Here is a 21,635-nt window from a genome sequence, read left to right as displayed (position 1 = left end):
CGGTGCAGCACCATACGCCAGTTCCTGTGTGGCATATCGATCTTGGCGCCTTTCCGATTGATTTTGCAGCCATTTGAAAAACCGATGATTCCACAAACTTCTGATTATTCTGCAATCAGAAGAACTTGTGCAACTCATCATTATTTTTTATGAGCCGTTCAATGGCGAAAAAAGGGTGAATATGCTACACTACATAACATGTAATTCGTATAAAAATTCCATAGAAAGAATGAGGCATATGACTTACAATACGACTGTAGATTCGATCTCACCAGAGGGCGCCGTCTATTATCTATTCGGTGCGACCGGCGACTTGGCCCGGCGCAAGCTGTTCCCGGCGCTATTCAGTTTATATAAAGAAGGCAAGCTGTCGGAAAACTTCGCGGTCGTCGGCCTTGCGCGCCGTCCCCGTACAAACGAGCAATTCCGTTCTGATCTGTATGATTCCATCAATGAATTCTGCCGCTACAAGGCGGATGACGCCGAGCTGTGGAGCCGGTTCACAGAGCATTTCGTCTATATGTCCCTCGACATCAACAACGTCGACGGCTTCCGCGAGCTGGATGCATTGTCTACGGAGCTGGACCACAAATTCGACATTCCGGGCAATCGCTTGTTCTATTTGGCGCTTGCGCCTTCCTTGTTCGGACCTGTATCCTTCAATCTTCGCGATGGAGGACTGCTGGAGTCGAAGGGCTGGCATCGCCTTGTGATTGAGAAGCCGTTCGGTTACGATCTGCCGTCCGCGCAGAAGCTCAACGAGCAGCTTAACCAGGTGTTCAAAGAGGAAGAGATCTTCCGTATTGATCATTATCTCGGCAAGGAAATGGTTCAGAATATTCAAGTTATCCGCTTTGCGAATGCATTTTTTGAACCGTTGTGGAACAATAACCATATTGCCAACGTTCAGATTACGCTATCGGAGACGGTAGGCGTCGAGGAACGCGGAGGCTACTACGACAAGTCCGGCGCGCTGAGAGATATGGGACAGAACCATATGCTCCAGATGCTGACCATGATTGCAATGGAACCGCCAAGCCGACTGCATGGTGAGGATATTCGCGACGAGAAGGTGAAGGTGCTTCGCTCGCTGAGGGGTTATACTTCCGGCGATGACGTGCGCAAGCATGTCGTTCGCGGACAATATTCGGAAGGCAAAGTAGGGAACAAGGAATTGCCTGGCTACCGCCAAGAGGATTCCGTGGATCCAGAATCGGCGACCGAGACGTATTTTGCGGCGAAAGTATTCGTCGACAACTTCCGCTGGGCAGGCGTTCCATTCTATATTCGTACGGGCAAGCGCATGCCTGTGAAGACGACGGAAGTCGTTGTGGAATTCAAGTCGATGCCGAATAATGTGCTGTTCGCACAGCGCCATGATCTGGCACCGAATCTGCTGGTTATCCGCGTCAATCCGATGGAAGGCATCTATATCAAGATCAATGCCAAGAAGCCGGGATCGGACAATGCGGTACAGCCTGTATCGATGGAGTTCTGCCAAAGCTGTCAGATCGGCATCAATACGCCGGAAGCGTACGAGCGTCTCATTCATGACGCGGCACGCGGCGATTCCACCTATTTCACCCGCTGGGATGAAGTGTCCCATGCGTGGGAATTCGTCGACCGCATCGCGCAAGCATGGCGGGAAGAGAAGAGCGATCTCGCTTTCTATCCGGCAGGATCGTGGGGCCCTGAAGAGGCAGGACGACTGCTGGACGAAGAGGGCTTCCATTGGTGGCCGGTGAATGGCCAGGAAGAAGACAATGTCATCTGGATCACGAACAGCGGCAAGTAGCATCTGCGCTTTTCGCTGTCGTAAACCTTGCATAACGTGAAGGGAAGGCAAGCATGAGTCAATCATTAAGCGATGAAATTAAACAGGAAGTGGACAGAAGACGCACGTTCGCGATTATCTCCCATCCTGACGCAGGGAAGACGACCCTGACCGAGAAGCTCCTCCTATTCGGAGGAGCCATTCGGCTTGCAGGGTCCGTCAAAGCGCGCAAGGCCAGCCGCCACGCAACGTCGGACTGGATGGAGATTGAGAAGCAACGGGGAATCTCCGTTACGTCTTCCGTCATGCAATTTGATTATTTGGACCATCGGGTTAACATTCTGGATACCCCTGGTCACCAGGATTTCTCCGAGGACACGTACCGTACACTGACAGCAGCGGACAGCGCGGTCATGCTTATCGACGTCGCAAAGGGCGTCGAGGCGCAGACAATTAAGCTGTTCCAGGTATGCCGCAAGCGCGGTATTCCGATCTTCACGTTCATCAATAAGCTGGACCGTGAAGGGAAAAGTCCGTTCGAGCTGATGGAAGAGCTGGAGCAGGTGCTAGGCATCCGCTCTGTGCCGATGAACTGGCCGATCGGGATGGGACGCGAGCTGTGCGGTGTATACGACCGGATGAAGTCACAGGTTGAGCTGTTCCAAGGCCAAGACCATTCCACGATCGAAGTGCGGAAGGTTAGCGATTATAACGATTCCATCATCCGTGAGATGGCGGGCGATTTTCTGACTGATCAGTTGATCTCGGAGTTGGAGCTGCTTGATGTCGCGGGCGATCCGTTCGACTACGAGAAGGTACAGGCGGGCGAGCTGACGCCGATCTTCTTCGGCAGCGCCGTGAACAACTTCGGTGTGCAGACGTTCCTGGAGAACTTCCTGCAGCTTGCGCCGAAGCCGACCTCCCGCAACAGCACGTCAGGTCCTATAGAGCCGTCGAATGAGAAGTTCAGCGGTTATGTGTTCAAGATTCAAGCCAACATGAATCCAGCCCATCGCGACCGGATCGCGTTTCTGCGCATCTGCTCGGGACGATTCGAGCGGGGGATGAGCGTTAAGCATGTACGCAATAAGAAAGAGATCAAGCTGTCGCAGCCGCAGCAATTTTTGGCTCAAGACCGCGATATTGTAGAGACAGCTTATCCGGGCGATATCATCGGCTTGTTCGATCCCGGCATCTTCCGCATTGGTGATTCGCTCTCGCAAGGTTCGGAAGTGGAATTCGACGAGCTGCCGACCTTCTCGCCGGAGATCTTCTCCAAAGTTACGGTGAAGAACGCGCTGAAGCATAAGCAGTACCAGAAGGGGCTCGACCAGTTGACGGAGGAAGGCACCATTCAGGTGTTCTACTCGACTGGCAACTTCGATGAGACGATTCTGGGCGTTGTCGGCCATCTGCAATTCGAGGTATTCGAGCATCGCATGAAGGCTGAATACGGCGTTGATATCCAGCTGCACCGGATGACGTTCCAATTCGCTAGATGGATTGTGGACGATCAGATCGATCCCTCCAAGTTCCGGATCAACTCTACGCTGGTCAAGGATAAGAAGGGCAATTATGTTGCTTTGTTCGAGAATGAATATGCGATGAGAACAGCCATGGACAAAAATCCGAGCTCCAAGTTTTTGGAGACGGCTCCATAATTTACTTAGGATAAGAATCCTCCTGCGGAAGCAAAATGCCCCGTAGGAGGATTCTTTAGGTTTTTCTACAAATCTCTTAAGAAATTATTAACCACAGGCACTCTATGTTTTGGTAGACTGATAGAGGTATAGAAAAAAAGCAACACAAAAGGAGTGCATCCAGGGAATATTATGAAAAATCGTAAATTGAAATGGTTAATACCCGCAGGAATTTTGGTCATTGCCGCATGTGTCTTGATTGTGTGGTTCGCCACACGCCCGAATTCATCTACACCGGCTCTGCCAACCCCGAAACCGACGACGATTACGGAAATCCCGCAAGTGGAGACGCCGCAGGAGCAATATGACGTTGTTGTGGTCGGAACGGATCCCGAAGGCGTAACCGCAGCGGTCTCGGCTGCGCGTAACGGCTTGAAGACATTGCTGGTTGATGGTAAGGATCGGGACATTCTAGGCGGCTTGTTCACGCTCGGCTGGCTGAACAGCCTTGACATGAACCGCATGCCGGACGGCAAGGATTATTACAATAAAGGATTATTTAAGGAATGGTTCGATCTAATCGAAGGCGATTCCTTCGACATTACGACAGCCGCCAATGCATTCCATCAATTGGTGGAAGCGGAGAAGCTGATTGAAGTGCGCATGGGCGTCAAGTCCATTGAACCACTTGTTGAAGCGGCTTCCGACGGTACACCAACGGTGAAAGGCGTCAAGCTGACGATGAACGATGGCAAGGAGATGAACGTTAACTCCAGCGCAGTCATTGACGCCACGCAGGATGCGGACATCGCCGCCGCAGCAGGCGCCGAATTCACATTCGGCCGTGAGGATATCGGTGATACAAAGCTGCTGATGGCAGTGACGCCCGTATTTAAGCTGAAGAATGTCACGCCTGAGGTATGGGGCAAAATTAAACATCGGTTGAACAATGATGAATATCCGGGCACAGGCGCCAACGAGGAGAGCGCATGGGGATATATTGAGATGTGGGATTACCCGTCTACGAACCCTGAGCGTATCCGCTCGCGCGGCTTTAACCTTGGCCGTCAAAACGATGAGTCGATGCTGGTTAACTCCGTACAAATTTTTGGCGTAGATCCGTTCGATCCGGCATCGAAAGAGGAAGCTTACGAAATCGCCCGCAAAGAAATTCCGCTTATGCTGGAGCATGCGAAAAAGCTGTATCCGGAATTTGAGACGATTGAGCTTGGAGAGCTTGCTCCTGAGCTGTACATTCGCGAGACGCGCCACTTGGTTGGCATGTACCGTCTGAATATGATCGATCTGCTGGAGCAGCGGACGCATCCGGATGATATTGCATTCGGCTCTTATCCGGTCGACATTCAGAGCACATCGTCGGCCAAGACGGATCGCGGCACGGTGCTGATGGCGCCGAAGCTGTATGGCGTTCCATTCGGCGCATTGGTTCCGCAAGCGGTTGACGGCTTGCTGGTCGTGGGGCGTTCCGCAAGCTTCGATACGCTTCCGCACGGCAGCGCGCGCGTAGTGCCGCTGGGGATGGCTACTGGACAAGCAGCCGGTGCGGCTGTGAAGATTGCAATGGATGAGAAAGTGACGCTTCGCCAGCTGGCGGCGGACGAGGCTATGGTGAAGTCGCTGCGGACGCTGCTTACAGAGCAGGGCGTAGATCTGGAAGCTCCGAAGACAGAGCCGTACAAGTTCATCGGCCATCCGGCTTATGAGGGACTTAAAGCTGCTGCAAGCATTGGCATTGCGCAAGGCGCCTATGCGAATGACTTCCAGTTGGACGCTGCATCCAATCCGCAGCGCATGCTAACGAATATGAAAGGCGTGGCCAAAGCACATGCCGAAGCCTTCCCTTATTCAGCGGATGCCGCTATTCAAGGCATGGACGAGCCGGCCAAGCAACCGCTTACGCTTGAACAGGCCGCTTATACGCTTGCGCTTATGCTTGAAGAAGGAGCGCAGAAGGAAGGCGCTTTGGAGCGCTTGAAGTCGAACGGGACGCTGCTTGACGGTACGATTGCTACGATTAAGGATCCGAACAACCTGACCAACGGCGATGTGTATATGCTGATCAAAGATGCGATTTCCTTCACGACAGGCGTAATTTATTAAAGCAAAATAGGCAAGACATACTTGCAGCCGGCGGCGCTATTTATAGCGTCGCTGTTTTTTTTGCTGCCAAATTGATGAAACGGTTTAATCCCCAATCTCGTAAATAGGATAGAGTCTAGCAAATAAAGGAATGGAGTGAGAGATTGAAAACTTTATCGGTACGATCTTCTTTCTGGTTCAAATCCGTCGTAGCGGCGGCGTTGTCCTTCACGCTTCTGACGCCGGCATTCCAGGCATCGGCTGCCGAAGCGGATTCGCCTGCTGCGGGCAAGACGTTGGATGCGGCGAGTGCAACAGCGTTCCTGGATGACTTCTTCGCGGCGGAGACGACCAAGCCACATTATGTCGGAGCTTCCGTCGTCATTGTCAAAGACGGTCAAGTGCTTGCGCAGAAGGGATACGGCTACGCTGATCAGGAAGGCAAAAAAGCGGTAGACCCGGCATCATCCGTATTCCGTATCGCATCTGTGTCCAAGAGCATCACGGCGTCAGCGATCATGCAATTGGTCGAGCAGGGCAAGATTGGGTTGCAGGATGATTTCACGAAGTATGTGAAAGACTTGTCATTGAACAATCCTTTCGATAAGCCGGTTACGATCGAAAACCTGCTGACACATACGACTGGATTTCAGATTCAGGACGTGAAACCGGAGGATATTCATAACGACTTTGAAAAAGTAGTCGAAATTGACGATTATGTCCGCGCGAATGTACCTCCTGTGGTAAGGGAGCCGGGCAGCAGCTATATGTATGATAATTATGCTTCACTGGTATTGGGATTGATCGTAGAGAATGTAAGCGGAGAGCCATATGCCGACTACATAGACAAGCATATCTTTGAGCCGCTTGGCATGGAGAGCAGCGGTTTTCTGATTGAAGGCAAGATGAAGGATAATCTTGCTGTCGGCTATGGACCTGCGCACAATCCGATTGAGCCGTACGCGCTCACTCCAACGGTGATGCCGCATGGCGGCATGCTGTCGACGGCAGAGGATATGAGCAAGTTTATGCTGGCATTCCTGAACGGTGGAACATCGAGCACAGGACGCATCTTGTCCGAGGAATCCGTGAAGCAGATGGAGATTTACCGTTCCTCCATACATGAGCTCATGCCAAACACTACGTACGGCTTCGAGGCTCCATTCCAGATTCCGGGTGCAGGCAGCAGCTCGAAAATCATTACAAAAGCCGGGGATTTGAACGGCTATAGCTCTTATTTATTTTTCATCCCTGAGCAAAAGACGGGCGTATTCCTGACTTATAATCAAAACGGAGCATTGCGCAACTTGCTCTACCCACAGTTCATCTCGACATTCTTCCCGCAATATGCGGCACCGGCAAAGCTGGAGGCATTCGAGGAGAAGCCTGACCAGTTAGCCAAGTTTGCTGGCTATTATTCCGACTTGCGACTCAATGTGTTGAAGTCTGCAGTGCAAGGAGAAGCCAAGCTTACGATTCATGATGCCATCCTGGGAACAAGAGAACTGAAGCAAGTAGACGAGAACTTGTTTGTCGATCAACTGACCAATCAGTTCACAGCGTTCAAGCTTGATAGCGACGGTAATGCGCTCTATATGAAGGAGCCGTATCTTAACCCGTTCGGGTATGCCATGAAAGGCGCCGCAGCAGCAGGCTATGCGGACATTGCGGCAGACCATCCATACGCGCGCGCAATTCATGCTCTGCAATCGCTAGGCTACTACGCAAATAAAGGCAACGAAAACTTCCAACCGGAACAGGCTGTAACGAGAAGCGAATTTGTGAAAAATGCGCTTACGCTCTTTACGGTTCCCGCAAGCAAAACGGAGCCGACTGCCTTCACGGACTTGGCTGGCCATCCGAATGCGGGCTATGTGCAAGTAGCATTCGAGATCGGGCTCGTTCAAGGCAATGGTAAAGGCAGCTTCAAGCCAGATCAAGCGATTACCCGCCAGGAAGCGGCGGCTATCCTGTGGAGAATGATTGTCGGACAATATGAGCCTGAAGTATTCCAAAGCATCAAGCTGGCACCGGGCACGGATGAGTGGGCCGCTGATGCGGTACGTACGCTGATTGCGTTCCAAATTCACGGACCTGAGGTACAGCCGCAAGAAGACGGAACGATCGACTACCTGTCCGGCAAAACCTTGAACCGTGCAGAAGAAGCGGCGATTTTGTTCTCGTTGAACTTCTCTCCGACTGATCAAATCTATGCCGCGATGCAGCAGCAAGCACAGGCTCCTCAGTCCGAGACGCCTCCGGCTGAAGCGCAAGAAGCTGCTTAACAGACAGCGATAGACAGCAGAAGAGGACACCGCTAGTGCGGTGTCCTCTTCTTTATTCTTTCTAGAGATTCTAACATGGATATCAGATTACTTCAGCCAAGCGTCTACTTTGTCCGAATTGGCTTCAACCCATGCTTTTGCTGCATCTTCCGGAGATGCGCCTTCAACGATTTGAATCATCACTTCAGCCATGTCATCAGGGGACCATTCGAAAGCATCCAGGAAAGCGTAGGCTTCCGGCTGGTCGTCTTTCAATCCGTTGCGAACGATAGTGTGGATTTGCTCATCCTGTCCGTATACACCCTTCGGATCTTCCAGATACTTCAGATCCATCTTGGCGAATTTCCAGTGAGGCGTCCAGCCAGTTACGATAATCGGTTCTTCGTTCGAATAGGCTTTCTCCAATTCTTGCGTCATCGCTGCAGAGGAGCTGGAGAGCAGCTTCCAGTTACCGGCCAAGCCGTATTCTTCCAGAACCTTCTCAGTAGCCATCATCAGACCAGCGCCCGGCTCAATGCCCACGATGGTGTGTTTGACGGAATCGCCAACCGCGTCATTCAGGTCTTCGATGCTCGTAATGTCCATATAAGAAGGAACGACAAGACCAAGCTTAGTACCATTCAGATTCGGGCCTAGATCCTCGAATTTGCCTTCGTTGTCCTTCACATAGGTTTCATGAGTCGTTGGCAGCCACGCGGCTACCATTGCATCAGCGCTGCCATTAGCGATACCGGACCACATTGGCCCTGCATCAACCTGCAGCATGTCGACCTTGTAGCCAAGCTTCTGCTCCAATACTTCCTTGACGACATTGGTGCTGGCGATCTCGGAATCCCAAGCCACATAAGCCAGCTTGATCTCCTTCTTCGGATCTTTTGCGGTGCTGTTGCCGTCTCCGTTAGATCCGCCGCTTCCGCATGCTGCCAGCATAGCCAGAGCTGTTACTACTGCTACGATTAAACTCCATTTTTTCAACTTCATCAAATCAAATCACTCCTAAAAAAGTTTTTGTGAAAACTGTAAATCGCATGCATAACCTTTGGTTTAGTGAAGCATAATTGCTCCGAAAGCAATAAGGCTAACTTTAAAAATGCAGATTAAGCGCTTATTCATCAGGATTGCTTTTCGGTGCGTTGAACGACCTTCTGCGTAAGCCGGTCCAGTATAATGGCCAGGATTACGATGGCAAGTCCTGCCTCGAAGCCGACACCTGTCCGGCCTTGTGTAACTGCCCGGTAGACATATTCCCCGACGCCTTGGGCGCCGATCATCGATGCGATAACGACCATGGACAGAGACAGCATTATCGTCTGGTTAATGCCTGCCATAATGGTCGGTACGGCGATAGGCAGCTGCAGCTTGAACAGCTTCTGGAGCGGGGTAGAACCGAAAGCGTCAGCCGCTTCCACCAGTTCGCCCGGTACTTGCCTGATCCCCAGATTGGTTAGGCGGATGGTCGGCGGAATCGCGAATATAATGGATGAGATAACGCCAGGCACGACGCCGAGGCGGAAGAAGGTTACGGCCGGAAGCAAATATACGAATGCAGGCATCGTTTGCATGAAGTCTAACAAGGGGGTAAAGATTCTCTGCATAGCATTGCTTCTGGCACATAAAATACCGATCGGTACGCCGATGACGACGGATATGATGGCTGCTGTCAGGACGAGCGCAAGCGTCTGCATCGTCGGGCCCCATAAGCCCAGATTTTCAATGATGAGCATACCGACAGCTGTAAAGAGAGCCATCTTCCACTTGCCAAGGAACCAGGCCAGCACGACGAACAGAGCGATGATGACGAGCGCAGGAAGTCCTCTCAGCACATCGTCAAGTCCGTTCACTGTGCCGCCGATGATCATGCTGATGAAGTCGAACAGCGGCCCCAGATTGTTTTCGAGCCACTTCTCGATGCTCTCGATCCAATCTGCGAGCGGAATCTTAGGAAGATTCATTCGGAGTCACCTCCATCCAGCAGCGAGTTGCCGTTGCCCGCAAGTGCGGCAAGCACGGCGCCTTTGATGACAACGCCTTTGAGGCGTCCGGTGTCATCGATGACAGCAACCGGCAGCTTCGCGTTGCCCATCATTTCAAACAATTCATTCAATAGCGAGTCCGGGGAAGTGACAGGCACTTCCTTCTGCATGACGTCCTCAAGCCCTTTCGCTTCTTTCAGGGCTGCTGAAGCATCTTCCGCCGATACGAGCCCGAGCAGCTTCATCGAACGGTCGACGACATACAGGCTGGATACGCCTCGATCACGCATGAATTGGAGTGCGACGCGCGGACCTTTGTCGATCGTAATCGTCTCGGCCTTCTCCATTGCGTGAGATGCGGTTAGCACCTTCGACAGATCGACGTCCTCAACGAACCGCTCCACATATTTGTTGGCCGGCTGCATCAATATTTCTTCCGGCGAACCGATCTGAACGATGCTGCCATCCTTCATTAACGCGATTTGGTCTCCGATCCGCAGCGCCTCATCCAAATCATGCGTAATGAACACGATCGTTTTTTTCATTTTGGTCTGCAGCTCCAGAAGTTCATCCTGCATATCCTTGCGGATCAGCGGATCAAGCGCGCTGAATGCCTCATCCATCAGCAGCACTTCCGGGTCATTGGCAAGTCCCCGTGCCAGCCCGACGCGCTGCTGCATGCCGCCGCTGAGCTGATGCGGGTAGCTGTTCTCGTAGCCCGACAGCCCAACAAGCTTCAGCGATTCCATCGCCATCTCCCGCCGCTTCTTCTTCTCAATCCCTTGGATCTCCAGCCCATATTCAATGTTCTGAATGACGGTCCGATGAGGGAAGAGTGCGAACTTCTGGAAGACCATGCCGATGTTCTTCCGGCGGTATTGGCGCAGTTGCTCCGAGTTCATCCGCAGAACGTCATTCCCGTTGAACAGAAGCTGTCCGGTCGTCGGCTCGATGAGACGGTTAAGCAGCCGTACGAGCGTTGACTTGCCGCTGCCTGACAAGCCCATGATAACGAAGATCTGACCGGATTCAATGGAGAAGTCGGCTTGATTGACGCCGACGGTCAGCTTCGTTTCCTTCAATATTTTCTCTTTGGACCAACCTTTCTCCAGCAGCGGTATGGCCTTTTTCGGATCATCTCCGAAAATTTTGGTTAACTGTTTGGCTTCTAAAATCGCCATTTAACGTTCCCCTTTCGTGCCCCCTCGTGGAAAAATTCGACTCTACTAGTGTAGTTGGATATCTTTGTTATGGTCAAAGAGCGTGAGCTAGCGTGAGGAGTGTACAGTTATAACTTTACAAACTTTACGTACAGAATACTCCGGATAACTCCGTTTTTCGATCGGATTGCCTTCTTTACATCTCAGAGGGCAATTGATTACAATAGCTGTAGTAAGTTTGAAGGGGTTTGGCGTACGATTTTGGAGGGACATTATGGACGAGCTTGCGGGATTGACGGAAGAGCAGCGGGTTAAGCTGCTGCATACAAGAAGACGCGTCATTGAATCGATTGGCAAAAATATGGACTTATACGGCATCACGCTGTCAATCGGGCATCTGTACGGGAATATGTATTTCAATCAAACTCCTGTTACGCTCGATGAGATGAGCCAAACGATGGGCATGAGCAAGACGTCGATGAGCACGGGGATGCGCACGCTGCATGATTTGAAGATGATCAACAAAGTATGGGGAAAAGGCTCGCGGAAGGATTTGTATGAGGTTGTCCCGGATTGGCATCAGAACTTCGCCGATTTCTTCTCTATTAAATGGAGAAAGGCCCTGGAACAAAACATGAGCGCGCTTGGCCGCAGCATGAAGGAGATTGATGCGCTTATTGCGGAGCATGGTGAGGATGAAGCGTTCCTCGCACTGCTTGCAAGTGACAAATCGAAAATAGACGAAGCGTTTAAATATTATACATGGCTGGACCGTTTGATCGATTCCTTCGAGTCCGGAGAAATCTATCAGTATTTCCCGAAAGAAGAATAGAACTTGCAACCGCGGCTGGCTCAGCTCGCGGTTTTTTTATTGCGAAAAGGAGCGACGAGGAAGATAGATTTTGCATGGCAAAAATACTATGTTATGCTAAAATTAACATTTTATTTAAGTAAGGAGCGGAGCCATGCTTAGGTCTTCACATCCCGGAAGTTCAAGTCCAAGCGGCAAGTTACTGATTGCGGATGGCAATGTCGTTCTGGAGGATCGGATGATTCAGGCGTCGATCGCTGTGGAGAATGGACGTATTGCGGCCATTATTGAAGAGAAAGACAAGGAGCGCTGGATCGAGCACTGGAACGGGAGTGCAGCGTTCCTGCAAGCGGCAGGGAAATATGTGTTGCCGGGACTGATTGATATCCACTGCGATGCGATTGAGAAAGAGGTTCAGCCAAGACCGAATACGCTATTTCCACTAGATATGGCTTTTCTGGAATTCGAGCGCAAGCTTCCGGTTCATGGCATTACGACGATGTATCATTCCTTGTCGCTGGGAGTCGGTCTTAGCCTGAGGGGCGACCATTTGCTAACCGAAATGGTGGAGCTGATTCATCGTTACAGCAAACAGCGGTCCATGATTCGCAATCGCGTGCATCTGCGCTATGAAGTAACGCACCAGCATGGTCTGCCGATCGTCAAACAATTTATTGAAGAGGACAAAATTCATTATTTGTCGTTCATGAACCATTCGCCGGGTCAGGGACAGTACCGAAAGCCAGGATCGTTCGAGAGCTATGTAATGAAAAATCAGGGAGTCTCGATGGAGGAAGTTCAGCAAATCGTACATGATCTGCTGCTAAAGCAGCAGAGTGTGGACTGGGAAGAGTTGCGGAAGATTAGCAGGTTGGCTTTGGATAAAGGGATATCCATTGCATCCCACGACGATGATACGATGGAGAAGATAGATGAAAACCGGAGCTATGGCGTATCGGTGAGTGAATTTCCGATTACACTGGAGGTCGCAACTTACGGCATGGAGCAAGGAATGTCCGTTTGTGTAGGCGCTCCCAATGTGGTAAGGGGAGGCTCGCATGATCACAATCTGAGCGCTTCGGAGGCGATACGATCAGGAGCGGCAGCCATATTGTGCTCTGACTACCACCCCTCATCCATGCTCGCTGCCCTGTTCAAATTAGCGGATGAAGCTATTATTGATCTTCCCGGCGCGGTGCGTATGGCAACGCTGCACCCGGCACGAGCGCTGGGTGTTGGTGACCAGCTTGGATCGATTGAAGAGGGCAAGCTCGCTGACCTCATTGTCGTCGACCGGTTCCAGGGAATGCCTTGGGTCACCGATGCGATTGTGGGCGGCGTACATGTCTATGCCGCGGATGTCAGATACTAGGACGGAGACGGATTGCCGCCATTCTCCTGATGAAGATGGCGATGGAGCGAATCGACCATCTGGCTTTGCTCCGACGTGCTTGATTCCTTCCAGATCATCTCGAATAATACGCCTAATCCGGGCAATGCCTTCTCGTCGTGATCGACGGAATCGACAATAACCTCGGTAAGCTGTTCTTTGGTGTTATCGTGGACGCGATTGACAATCGCTTGGCGAAGATCGATGATTTGCAAGGCGGTGACCTCCTAAGGTTCAAAATTGTGCAATCTTACTATGCCCAACAACGGAGAAAGCCATCCATGGCGCAGGTTATGGTATACTGTAGCTACGAAACGAACGATGGAAGGTCAGGTTAATTTTGATGCGCGAGATGAATCATTTATACATAGGCTCACCACAGAACGACAAGGTCAAGCATTGGGCATCCTTGCTGGTAAAGAAAAATCGCGACCGCGAGGGGCAATATATAATCGAAGGGGTTCATCTGATACAGGAGGCTGTCAAGTCAGGCGCGACAGTCCTCCAAATGGTATATGACGATGAACGCGGCATGCCAGCCGAGCTAGAGGATATAGCTTTGACGGGCAATTTGAAAGCGGAATGGATCAGAGCGTCCAGAGCAGTGATGGGGAAGTGTACCGATACGGATACGCCTCCTCCGGTATTTGCCGTGCTGCGCAAGCCGGATATGCTGATGGACAAGCTGTACGGTTCGACTAGTCTGGTTATCGCGCTGGATGGCGTACGGGATCCCGGCAATGTCGGGACGATCATTCGCAGCGCAGATGCCGCCGGTGCAGATGCGGTCGTGCTGGGGCAGGGCTGCGTTGATCTCTATAATCCGAAGACGGTTCGCTCGACGATGGGCTCCCTGTTCCATCTTCCGATTATTCAGGGAGATCTGGCGGAGATGCTCCCCAAAGCAAGAGCGGCAGGGGCAAAAGCGATCGGCACCAGCTTGCAAGCCGACCATAGCTGCTACAGCTACGACTGGCGCCAGCCGACATGGCTGCTGATGGGCAGCGAGTCCGAGGGCTTGTCCCCGGAGGTGCGGGCGCTGGTGAGCGAATCGGTGATTATCCCGATGGAAGGCGGCGCGGAGTCGCTCAACGTCGCGATGGCGACGACGGTGCTATTGTTCGAGGCTTTGCGGCAGCGGAAGTTTGTTTAAGAGAAGGCGTTAGCGATGAGATTGTCAACATAGAGTGATGATGCAAAAAGCCCAGATGGCATCGAGGTGATTAGAGTGTCCGTTATCTTGCTAAAGGAAATATATGACTCTGTTTTTTCATCTTATTCAGGCAATTCAGTTCAAAAAGAAGAAGCAGCCCAAATGGCATTGGTAGATGAATTCATAAAGCTTGCTCCAGAAGCTCGACCCTTGTTGGATGCGGTTGCTGAATCATTAAATCGATACGGAAAAAAGTTGATGTTTGAAGTAAGCTCGACTATGCAGGTAACCTTTACTGCCTTTACCCAAGAGTATAAAAAAGACATCACCGTAACGTTAAAACCTCAAATAGCAAAAGATGAAATGAAAAGCGTGTTTATTCATGAGTTGGGGGAAGTAAGCTACATAGCATGTTCGTTGCCTGATGTAATAGATCACAATGACTATGAGGGTGTAAGAGGAAGGCTCATTGAGCTATTTAGCCATCCGCATGTACTAAGCCTGGCTCAAAGGCATGGACTTGGAGACATCGAACTTGAGATGCGTAAAAGAAGAGGCCAATCATGGAAGGACAAAGATTATATTGCGGAGTACCATTACGGTTGGCATATTACCTTGATGATTGCTTGGGCATTTATAACTTTTCCAGAGCTCATAAAGGAAAAGGAAAATATAATCGGGTATCATGAACACCGTTCAACAATCGACCAAATAGTTGCAATATGCCAAGCTACGGATACGATGAGTGATAAAACGATAGTAGAATCTGCAATGACAAAGGTTATTACTATTCTGAACGGAATCGGTTTGAGTAATGTTGTAATGGAACCGCGATAGCGATTTTATTTTTGGAAGAATAAGAAGAGACCGAGATTCTCATCCCGGTCTTTTTCATATTCTCATTTATTCGGATTCCTACTTCAAAAATCCTGCTTCAAAAATCTTAAACAGATTATCAAGAGTGGTAGGATCGCTGTAGGACGAAGCTTCTGTATCGATCTCGATCACATGCCCGTTTTTCACGGCAGGGATGTTCTTCCACGTCTCAAGCTCCATGAAGGAAACATCAGCCTTCGAGTTGCGGCTCAGGATAATCCAATCGCCGGTATATTGGTCCAGCACCTCAGTCGATAGTGTGAACAAGCCGCTTTCAAGCGCGTCTTGTTTTACTTTTTCCGGCATGTTCAGCTTCATTGCTTGGTACAGCAGCTCGGTTCCGCGTGCAAAGTTGTTGCCGAATACATAGAACGTCTTATTGTCGCCGACTTCGATTACCGATACGGTTGCGACTTTGCCGATTTTCTCTTTAACCTTCTTGCCTAGCTCTTCAGCGCGTTTTGTGAAATCGTCGATCCAAGCCTGCGCTTCTTTTTCTTTATTGATGAGCTTGCCAACTTCTAGCTGTTGCGTCAAATAATCGTTTTTGCCCCAGGTATACACAACTGTCGGCGCAATTTCCTGCAGCTTGCTGATGTTGTTCAGTTGAGCCCCAGCCAGGATCAGATCCGGCTCCAGCTCCAGGATTTTCTCCAGGTTTGTATCCGAAACGACAGCCGTGTCCGTCAGCATCTCTGTGAAGAGGGGATTGGCATACGTCCACTCATCGACCCCGACGAGTTTAGCGCCCAACGAGAGCAAATTCGGTGCGCTGGATAGCGCGACAATACGCTGCGGATTAGCCGGGACCTCTACCGGACCAAGCTCGGATTGATAAGTAATCGTCCCGCTATTGCCGTTGTTGCCGGCATCGGGTGCTGCCGATTCGCTTGGACTTGGGGATGGAGAAGGATGATTTGCTTCGTTGTTGCTTCCGCAGGCGCTGATGATCAGCACCATCATAAGAATAAATGGAGCTAGTAACTTTCGATTCATTGTTGGAACGCCAACCCTTCTATTGATGATGATAGTCATTCTCATTTTAACGCATAGGTTATTTAATCATATTACGAATCGGGTTGTCAAACAAAATCGCTGCTTCAAATTGTGAACCTTTAAAGGCTGAGCCATTAATGAAGCTATTTTTAAGAAATGAATAATCGGGGGCAGTTTTATCGTAGAGTTGAAAATAGCCCGTCTATTGTGCGTTTTGAACAAAAGTTAAAACGCTTTAATTTTGTTGTTGACTTTCGATTAGCACGATTTTACAATACGTATATAAGCGCTTTCAATTGGAGGGGAGTGAGGGAAGCACCGAAGCAAGGGAATTTAGCACGTTAAAAGTTAAAGCGCTTAAATTTTAATGCTCAACTATCTACTGAAAGGCAGTGATGAACATGAAGATTCGTGATTCCTACAAGCCTTACTCACCTGTGGCGATTATCTCCATCATGGTGCTGGTCGTTGTTCTGGCCTTATCTCTTACCTTGGCACCGATTGGATATGCCGCAAGCGCTGCTAGCGGCTCGGGCGAGCCGGATAAGCCGCTTAGACCCTTCCCTCAGCATATGAGCTATGCGGAAGGAAGCATCAAGCCGAGCCATGTGACCCAGAAGCAGATGGATGCCGAGGTTGCATTGCTGTATGACCAATACAAGCTGAAGTACATCAAGAAAAACCCGTACGATAACAGCCAATATTATATCTGGTACAACGACGGAGGCTGGAACGGGGATGCCATTACCGTATCTGAAGCACATGGCTATGGCATGATGATTACAGCGCTAATGGCGGGACATGATCCGGAAGCGAAAGGGATTTTCGACGGCATGTACCGGTTTTTCCGCGCACATCCGAGCGAGCTTCATCCTGACCTGATGGCATGGCAGCAGGCTGACCGCGATGGCGCGATCATGGATGTGAACGGCACCGACTCTGCTATCGACGGCGACATGGACATTGCATATTCGTTGCTGTTAGCCGACAAGCAATGGGGCAGCGCAGGGGCAATTAACTACAAGGGCGAAGCGGTCAAAGTGATTAATGCGATCATGGACAGCGAAGTTCATCCGGAGCACTTCCACCTGCAACTGGGTGATTGGGTTCCAATCTCCGACAGCGACCCAAGCTTCAAGCCGGCTACCCGTCCTTCGGACTTTATGCTTCAGCATTTGAAGGAGTTCTACAAAGCAACTGGCGACAAGCGCTGGTTGAATGTTATCGAGACGACTTATGGCATCGTTAATGATGTGCACAAGTCATACAGCCCGGAGACGGGACTGCTGCCGGACTTCGTCTATCGCGATGCGGACGGCACATACAAGCCGGTATCGGAATTCAAGTGGACGACGGAAAGCGGACACTTCCTGGAGTCGGAATTCGACGGCGCGTATAACTACAATTCTTGCCGCACGCCTTGGCGGATTGCATCCGACTTCCTGCTGACGGGCGATAAGAGAGCGTATGATCAATTGTCTACGCTGAACGCATTTGTATCTGAGAAGCATACCGCGCCATATGAAGTATGGTCCGGCTATTCGCTTGACGGCAAGACGAAGCTGAGCGAGTGGGACGGCGGCCTTGAATTTACGGCTCCGCTCATGGTCAGCGCGATGATCGACAAGAGCAATCAGCAATGGCTGAATGATCTGTGGGATTACCACACAGAGGAAGCGAACTCCGTAGCGCTGGAATGGCGCTATTACTACGGCAACTCGATTCGTCTGCTCAGCATGATCGTGGTATCCGGCAACTGGTGGTCGCCGACAGGAGTCGCTTCGACCGATATTGCAGGCCACGCGGCTGAAGCGGATATCGTGAAGTCGCTTGCAGAGGGCATTGTGAACGGCTATCCGAACGGCATGTTCAAGCCGGATGAAGGCGTATCCCGTGCAGAATTCTCTGTCATGCTGGCGAAGTCGCTGAAGCTGGAAGGAAACGGAGCATCGCTGCCATTCGAGGATAAAGCATCGATCGCACCATGGGCTAACCGCTATGTCGCACAAATCGTAGAGACGGGCATCGCCAATGGACTCTTCGGATCACAGTTCCTGCCGGCGCAGAAGCTGACAAGAGCGGAAGCGGCTGTATTGCTGGCATCCGCAAAGAAGCTGGAGCTGTCGGCGGAATCCGCAGCAACGGGCTTTTCGGATGATGCTGCTATACCTGCCTGGGCCAAACCATCGATTCTGGCTCTAGGTGAAGCGGGCGTGTCGTTATTCCAGCCGCAATCGCAGCCGTTCGGACCGGATACTGCGCTTACTCGCGCAGAAGCCATTACATTACTTAGAACGCTTGCGGGCGCTTAAGACAGTCGATTCGATCCGTGCGAGGCAGCGGTACTGCCAACTTCGCTCAAAATGTGATATCGTAAAGAGATACGCGGGACTATCGCAAGGAGAGAAGCACGGATGAAAGTGAACATATTCGACGTGGCACGGAAGTCGGGACTATCGGTTGTGACAGTGTCACGGGTCATTAATAACGCGGGAACGGTGCGGGAGAAGAATCGGCTGAAGGTTCTTCATGCTATGAAGGAGCTTGGTTATTCTCCCAGCGCTGCCGCCCGCAGCCTCGCACGGGGAAAGACAGGGGTTATCGGCATTGCGATCATGACGCTGAACGACTCCTTCCTCGATGCCGTTGTGAAGGAAATCAATGATAAGATGGCGGAGCATCACTACTTGCTGGCGCTCTTCATCTCGCAAGAAGATGAAAATGATATGCATAATGCGATATTTCAAGAGGATCGGGTAGACGGCATGATTGTGTTGTCCCCGATTAACGAAGAGAGATATGAGCAGGAATTGACACGCAAAAACATTCCTTACGTCCTCGTCGATAATCAGCAAGAGAACTCCCTCGCGCCGTCCGTGCAAGTAGACAACTTCCGCGGCGGCTACGAGGCGACGAGACATCTGATTGATCTTGGACATGTCTCTATTGCTCATATATGCGGTTCCGATTCGTTCCTTAGCAGCAAGGAGAGGGTTCGCGGCTACAAGGAAGCGATGGCGGAGGCGGGACTCGAACCCCGGATTGAACAAGGCAACTTTGATATTCCATCGGGATACGAGATTGCGCAACGCTGGATCCAGACGGGAAGTCTGCCCACGGCTGTCTTCGCCGGGGATGATATGATGGCATTCGGCGTGATGGATGCGCTGAAGAACAACGGCCTACGGATACCGGATGATGTATCAGTCGTCGGGTATGACGACCAGTTGTTCGCGACTCAGCTTCGTCCATTGCTTACAACCGTACGCCAGCCCGTCGAATCGATCGGCGCACAGGCGATCGAGCTGCTGCTCAAGCAGATCGGGAACAAGGAAGAGCATGATCATGATGCGGTGGAGCATATCAAGCTTCAGCCGGAGCTAATTGTCCGGGAATCTACGAGAAGGCAGCTTCGTCCGTAAGCAGCATAAGGAATAGCATAGCGATGAGCAAGGCTTGCTCGATTTCTTCTCTTCAAGTCTCATACAATCCGTTGGAGGTGTCGTGATGAACACGAATCTGGCTAATTGCGGGAAAGACTTGAATAGCGGTAAAACGATGAGGAAAGTCATGATGATAGGCCTTGTGCTGGCTTTGCTCATGACAATTATGAAAACGCAATCATTTCTATTGGATACAGTATATGGAGCAGGTGAAATGCGTCCTTTCCCACAGCAAGTCTCTTATTCCGGCATGATTAAACCTAATCATGTGACCCAGGCAGCCATGAATGCGTCGGTCGCATCCTACTATGATTATTGGAAAGGGAAGTATCTGAAAAACAATCTTGCCTCTCTGCCAGGCGGCTACTATGTAAAGGGTGAGATTACAGGCAGCTCGGGCGGCTTCGTACCGCTCGGCACTTCCGAGGGACAGGGTTACGGCATGATCATTACAGCGCTCATGGCCGGTCATGATGCCAATGCCAAAACGATCTATGACGGACTGTTCAAGACGGCAAGAGCGTTCAAAAGCTCTGTAAATTCAAATCTGATGGGCTGGGTCGTAGCCGACCATGTCAATGCGCAAGGCCATTTCAGCTCGGCAACGGATGGTGATCTGGACATCGCCTATTCGCTTATTTTGGCACATAACCAATGGGGCTCCGGCGGTTCGATCAACTACTTGCAAGAAGCTGTTAAAATGATCAATGCGATCAAATCGAGCAACGTAACGAACAACAATCGTCTGAATCTGGGGGACTGGGACTCCAAGACAACTCATAATTCCAGACCTTCGGACTGGATGATGAGCCATCTGCGCGCCTTCCATGAAGTGACCGGTGACAATACGTGGCTGAATGTCATCAACGCGCTCTACACGGCTTATTCCCAAGTGAGCAATACGTATGCGCCGACAACCGGACTGATCTCCGACTTTATTATTAACAGTCCTGCTCAGCCTGCTCCGGAGTGGTTCCTGAACGAGTTCCAGCAGACCAACCAATATTACTACAATGCAGCCAGAGTCCCGCTTAGAATGGTGATGGACTATGCCATGTACGGCGAGACGCGCGGCAAGACAATCGCGGATAAAATATCGACCTGGATTAAAGGAGCAACAAACAATAATCCAGCCAATGTAAAGGCGGGTTACTCGCTTAGCGGAACCGCGCTTAACACATACAGCTCCGCTGTATTCACTTCACCGTTCATCTCCGGCGCTACGGCAAGCAGCGGCAACCAAGCATGGGTGAATGCTGGCTGGGATTATATGAAAAACGCGAAGTCCAGCTATTTCAGCGACTCGTACAATATGCTTAACCTGCTCTACATCTCAGGCAACTGGTGGAAGCCGACTGCGCAGGGCGGCGGCTCGACTAGCGGGGTGACCTTGCCTGTCGTATCGGACACGTATGTAAGAGGCGGCACGTACAGCACAATCAATTACAGCACGGAAACCTCGATGACCGTGAAGAAAAACGATCCGAATCTGTCATTTGCCAGACAGGGTTACTTGAAGTTTATCAAATCATCGGTGAGCGGTCCGATTACTTCGGCTAAGATCAGGCTCTATGTGGAGAGTGTTCATAGCAATGCCGCCGCCGTACCGATCCGGGCATTCGGCATCTACAACAATATGTGGTCTGAGGCCTCGATCACCTTCGCGAATCAGCCGACCGAAGCGGGCGTTTCACAAGGCTCGGCTACGGCAACCGCGACACCTGGCTACATCTATCTGGATGTCACATCGTTCGTCAATTCGCAATCGAGCGACACGGTTTCGTTCCGTATTGTGGGGATTGACCATGATGCCGGAGCGGTTCTGGCGACAAAAGAAAACTCCACATCATCCAAACGTCCGGTTCTCCTTATTAATGGAGGCTAAGAGCTGGCATCATGTTTGCCAGTATGCAGCACTCCCCCTTTACAACATCTCTGCATTTGGTTGACACTGCTTTAATAGTTGGGAGCTATAGTTGTCCTGGAAGCAAGGCACCAACAGAATACGAGGGCACACGGGTACCCAGCATTTGT

The 21,635-nt window shown here is 51.0% G+C and carries 16 protein-coding genes and 1 pseudogene; 12 read left to right on the top strand and 5 right to left on the bottom strand.

The genetic code is table 11. The features are described 5' to 3' along the window. Positions 1 to 238 precede the first annotated feature (238 nt). From zwf to D3P07_RS04515, 4 genes are all read left to right on the top strand, one after another. Complete coding sequence (gene zwf, locus D3P07_RS04530) at positions 239 to 1,795, top strand: glucose-6-phosphate dehydrogenase (protein WP_119798861.1); 1,557 nt, start codon at positions 239 to 241, stop codon at positions 1,793 to 1,795. Between the two features lie 53 nt (positions 1,796 to 1,848). Next, on the top strand, positions 1,849 to 3,435 hold the full coding sequence (locus D3P07_RS04525) for a peptide chain release factor 3 (RefSeq protein WP_119798860.1): 1,587 nt from the start codon (positions 1,849 to 1,851) through the stop codon (positions 3,433 to 3,435). Between the two features lie 171 nt (positions 3,436 to 3,606). Further along, positions 3,607 to 5,535, top strand: coding sequence for an FAD-dependent oxidoreductase (locus D3P07_RS04520; RefSeq protein ID WP_119798859.1), 1,929 nt, complete (start codon positions 3,607 to 3,609; stop codon positions 5,533 to 5,535). A gap of 143 nt (positions 5,536 to 5,678) precedes the next feature. Beyond that, entirely contained in the window at positions 5,679 to 7,799 is a 2,121-nt protein-coding gene (locus tag D3P07_RS04515) for a serine hydrolase domain-containing protein (protein WP_119798858.1), read from the top strand. Between the two features lie 87 nt (positions 7,800 to 7,886). Here D3P07_RS04515 and D3P07_RS04510 read toward each other — a convergent pair whose 3' ends face one another. The 3 genes from D3P07_RS04510 to D3P07_RS04500 form a co-directional block, all read right to left on the bottom strand. Continuing rightward, entirely contained in the window at positions 7,887 to 8,780 is an 894-nt protein-coding gene (locus D3P07_RS04510; RefSeq protein ID WP_119798857.1) for a glycine betaine ABC transporter substrate-binding protein, read from the bottom strand. Between the two features lie 131 nt (positions 8,781 to 8,911). Further along, positions 8,912 to 9,751, bottom strand: a complete 840-nt coding sequence (locus tag D3P07_RS04505) for an ABC transporter permease (protein WP_119798856.1) — start codon at positions 9,749 to 9,751, stop codon at positions 8,912 to 8,914. Next, on the bottom strand, positions 9,748 to 10,953 hold the full coding sequence (locus D3P07_RS04500; protein WP_119798855.1) for a quaternary amine ABC transporter ATP-binding protein: 1,206 nt from the start codon (positions 10,951 to 10,953) through the stop codon (positions 9,748 to 9,750). The genes D3P07_RS04505 and D3P07_RS04500 overlap by 4 nt, the downstream gene beginning before the upstream one ends. A gap of 253 nt (positions 10,954 to 11,206) precedes the next feature. Between D3P07_RS04500 and D3P07_RS04495 the strand changes: the two genes are divergently transcribed. Further along, complete coding sequence (locus D3P07_RS04495) at positions 11,207 to 11,764, top strand: GbsR/MarR family transcriptional regulator (protein ID WP_119798854.1); 558 nt, start codon at positions 11,207 to 11,209, stop codon at positions 11,762 to 11,764. 133 nt (positions 11,765 to 11,897) lie between these two features. Then, the gene (locus D3P07_RS04490) at positions 11,898 to 13,115 is read left to right on the top strand and encodes an alpha-D-ribose 1-methylphosphonate 5-triphosphate diphosphatase (RefSeq protein ID WP_119798853.1); all 1,218 of its coding nucleotides are present in this window, start codon (positions 11,898 to 11,900) and stop codon (positions 13,113 to 13,115) included. Here the strand turns inward: D3P07_RS04490 and sspI are convergent. Beyond that, positions 13,112 to 13,348, bottom strand: coding sequence for a small acid-soluble spore protein SspI (sspI, locus tag D3P07_RS04485; protein WP_119798852.1), 237 nt, complete (start codon positions 13,346 to 13,348; stop codon positions 13,112 to 13,114). The two genes, D3P07_RS04490 and sspI, sit on opposite strands and share 4 nt — an antisense overlap. 137 nt (positions 13,349 to 13,485) lie before the next feature. Between sspI and D3P07_RS04480 the strand changes: the two genes are divergently transcribed. Together D3P07_RS04480 and D3P07_RS04475 are read left to right on the top strand one after the other, a co-directional pair. After that, entirely contained in the window at positions 13,486 to 14,286 is an 801-nt protein-coding gene (locus tag D3P07_RS04480) for a TrmH family RNA methyltransferase (RefSeq protein ID WP_119798997.1), read from the top strand. 75 nt (positions 14,287 to 14,361) lie between these two features. After that, positions 14,362 to 15,123: a hypothetical protein gene (locus D3P07_RS04475; RefSeq protein ID WP_147384478.1), complete on the top strand. Its 762-nt coding sequence runs from the start codon at positions 14,362 to 14,364 to the stop codon at positions 15,121 to 15,123. A gap of 78 nt (positions 15,124 to 15,201) precedes the next feature. Here the strand turns inward: D3P07_RS04475 and D3P07_RS04470 are convergent, their stop codons facing one another. Further along, on the bottom strand, positions 15,202 to 16,158 hold the full coding sequence (locus D3P07_RS04470; RefSeq protein WP_119798850.1) for an iron-hydroxamate ABC transporter substrate-binding protein: 957 nt from the start codon (positions 16,156 to 16,158) through the stop codon (positions 15,202 to 15,204). A gap of 401 nt (positions 16,159 to 16,559) precedes the next feature. Between D3P07_RS04470 and D3P07_RS04465 the strand changes: the two genes are divergently transcribed. From D3P07_RS04465 to D3P07_RS28015, 4 genes and pseudogenes are all read left to right on the top strand, one after another. Beyond that, the gene (locus D3P07_RS04465; RefSeq protein WP_147384477.1) at positions 16,560 to 18,470 is read left to right on the top strand and encodes a glycosyl hydrolase family 8; all 1,911 of its coding nucleotides are present in this window, start codon (positions 16,560 to 16,562) and stop codon (positions 18,468 to 18,470) included. A gap of 102 nt (positions 18,471 to 18,572) precedes the next feature. Then, positions 18,573 to 19,580: a LacI family DNA-binding transcriptional regulator gene (locus D3P07_RS04460; protein ID WP_119798848.1), complete on the top strand. Its 1,008-nt coding sequence runs from the start codon at positions 18,573 to 18,575 to the stop codon at positions 19,578 to 19,580. A 136-nt stretch (positions 19,581 to 19,716) separates the two neighbouring features. After that, positions 19,717 to 20,955: pseudogene (locus D3P07_RS27420) on the top strand (family 8 glycosyl hydrolase); the annotation flags it as partial. Between the two features lie 30 nt (positions 20,956 to 20,985). Further along, on the top strand, positions 20,986 to 21,486 hold the full coding sequence (locus tag D3P07_RS28015; RefSeq protein WP_483870192.1) for a CBM96 family carbohydrate-binding protein: 501 nt from the start codon (positions 20,986 to 20,988) through the stop codon (positions 21,484 to 21,486). Positions 21,487 to 21,635: the final 149 nt, after the last annotated feature.

The organism is Paenibacillus sp. 1011MAR3C5 (genome assembly GCF_003591485.1).
In the GTDB taxonomy this organism is placed as follows: Bacteria; Bacillota; Bacilli; order Paenibacillales; family Paenibacillaceae; genus Pristimantibacillus.
Note: the sequence above shows the minus strand (reverse complement) of the source record. Positions and strands in the feature narration are given on the sequence as shown.